A 1373-nucleotide genomic window follows, 5' to 3' on the forward strand; every position below is an offset into this window, starting at 1 on the left:
GGTGCCCGCCGCGGTGGCACGGCACGCCGCGGCGGCGGACGGCGGTGCGCGCACCGGAGATGCGCCGACCGGAGAGACGGCGACGCGGGGCGCGGCCCCTGCCCCTCCAGTGCCCGGCCATGCGGCGGCCGGACACACGCCGCCCGGTGGCGACGCCCTCGCCCACCCCCCGGCGCTCGGTAACCGGGCGGCTGGGGACGGGGCGCAGGGCCATCCGGAACCCGGCCGGGCCGTGGCGGGCCGGGCGACCGGCGGCGGGCTGCCGACCGCCACGTCACCCGGCGGCGGCACTCCCCCCGGGGGTACCCCCGCCGCCGGCGTCCGGACCATGGCCGCCGCGCCCGCAGCGCCCGCCGCACCCCCGATGCGCACCGTCCCCGCCCAGCCGTCGCGCCAGGCCGTCGACGCCCGCGAGGTACGGCGGCTGCTCGGCGGGCTGCAGCAGGGGTCCCGGGACGGGCGTCGCGCCGCCGCCGCGGAAGCCGCTACATGGGAATCGAACGAGCAGGGAGCCGGCACGTGAACAGCACTGCGGACCACCGGGCGGCCATCAGCAGCCTGCGGTGGATGCTCGACAACTTCACCGCGGAGGTGCCGGGCGTCCGGTCGGTGGTCGTCGTTTCCGCCGACGGGCTCCCCCTGCTCGCCGCCCCGCCCCAGTCGGCCGCCGCCGGGGAGCAGTTGGCCACCGTCGTCTCCGGCATCGGCGGGCTCACCAACGGCGCCGCGGACGTCATGGACGGCGGCAGGGTGAAGCAGACGATGGTGGCGATGGAGGACGGCTGCCTGGTGGTGATGCAGGCGGGCGACGGCTCGATGCTCGGCGTGCTGACCGAGCCGGACTGCGACCTGAGCGTCGCCGCGTACCACATGGAGCTGTTCGTCGGCCGCGTCGGCCACGTCCTCACCCCGGGGCTGCGCGGCGAGCTGACCGGCTGAGCGGGTTGCCGGCCGAGGGCTTCAGCCGGGGCGTACGACGCCGCGCAGGGGGCGGATGGTGACGGGGACGACCCGGACCCGCTGGCCCGTGCGCGGCGCCTCCACCACCCGGCCGCTGCCCAGGTACAGCGCCACGTGCGAGGCGTCGCGGTGGTACACCACGATGTCCCCCGGCCGCATGGCGGCCGGCTCCACCCGGCGCAGCTGCCGCCACTGGCCGCGCGCCGTACGCGGGATGCGGACACCCGCGTGCCGCCACGCCCGCCGCGTGAGCCCGGAGGAGTCGAAGGCCCGGGGGCCGTCGGCGCCCGCGCGGTACGGCTTGCCGACCTGGTCGAGGGCGTACGAGACGGCCCGCCGCCCGGCGCGCGAGGGCTCCCGGTCGGCGGTGCCCAGCGCGCCGGGCCGCAGGACCCGCTCGGTGTCGCCGGAGG

General features: G+C 78.8%; 3 protein-coding genes. 2 read left to right on the forward strand and 1 reads right to left on the reverse strand.

Annotated elements, in window-relative coordinates:
* The first annotated feature begins 328 nt into the window (after positions 1-328).
* Positions 329-523, forward strand: a complete 195-nt coding sequence (locus ABD317_RS36930; protein ID WP_344296446.1) for a hypothetical protein — start codon at positions 329-331, stop codon at positions 521-523.
* Positions 520-939: a roadblock/LC7 domain-containing protein gene (locus ABD317_RS36935; protein ID WP_027753908.1), complete on the forward strand. Its 420-nt coding sequence runs from the start codon at positions 520-522 to the stop codon at positions 937-939. The genes ABD317_RS36930 and ABD317_RS36935 overlap by 4 nt, the downstream gene beginning before the upstream one ends.
* A 21-nt stretch (positions 940-960) precedes the next feature.
* Here ABD317_RS36935 and ABD317_RS36940 read toward each other — a convergent pair.
* Positions 961-1373, reverse strand: a 413-nt coding sequence (locus ABD317_RS36940) for a C40 family peptidase (protein WP_344296451.1), incomplete at its 5' end; no start/stop codon positions are given.

This window comes from Streptomyces synnematoformans, from assembly GCF_039531005.1.
In the GTDB taxonomy this organism is placed as follows: Bacteria; Actinomycetota; Actinomycetes; order Streptomycetales; family Streptomycetaceae; genus Streptomyces; species Streptomyces synnematoformans.